Annotated in this window: 2 protein-coding genes; both read left to right on the forward strand. The window is 67.3% G+C overall.

All coding sequences use genetic code 11. From position 1 onward, the window contains the following. Positions 1 to 350: rod shape-determining protein MreD (gene mreD, locus KUO17_RS26465; RefSeq protein ID WP_217978488.1), on the forward strand; the 350-nt coding region annotated here is incomplete at its 5' end. 36 nt (positions 351 to 386) lie between these two features. Next, on the forward strand, positions 387 to 608 hold a 222-nt coding region (locus KUO17_RS26470; protein ID WP_217978489.1), incomplete at its 3' end, for a Maf family protein.

The following is a 608-nucleotide window of genomic DNA, read 5'->3' on the forward strand; positions in this document are numbered from 1 at the left end:
CCCTCAACCTGCCGCACAAGGTCGGCATGACCACCGCGTTCGTGCTGGGCCTGGCCGAAGACGTGCTGTATGGCACGCTACTGGGGCAGAACGCCCTGGTGCTGACCTTGATCACTTTCCTGGTGCTGTCGTTGCAGCAGCGCCTGCGCATGTTCCCGATGTGGCAGCAGAGCCTGGTGATCCTGGTGATCTTCGGCCTGGCACAGCTGGTGCAGTTGTGGCTCAGTGCGTTGACCGGCAATCGCCAGCCGACCCTGGCGCTGATCTGGCCGGCTGTCATCAGTGCGTTGCTGTGGCCCTGGATCAGCTTTGCCTTGCGTGGCCTGCGCCGACGCCTGAGTATCAACTGACCCGCTTGCTCACCGACGCTGACACGGAGACGTCACATGACCGCGTTGTACCTGGCCTCTGGTTCGCCGCGCCGACGTGAGCTGCTGACCCAGATCGGCGTGGCGTTCACCACCGTCAGCGCCGCCATCGACGAAACCCCGCTGGCCGGCGAGCCGGCCACTGCCTATGTCGAGCGCCTGGCGCGCGAGAAGGCGGCGGCCGGCCTTGCTGCGTTGCGCGCCGACGGCGTGAGCGGCCCGCTGGCCGTGCTGGGCGCC

The organism is Pseudomonas aegrilactucae (assembly GCF_019168305.1).
Lineage (GTDB): Bacteria > Pseudomonadota > Gammaproteobacteria > Pseudomonadales > Pseudomonadaceae > Aquipseudomonas > Aquipseudomonas aegrilactucae.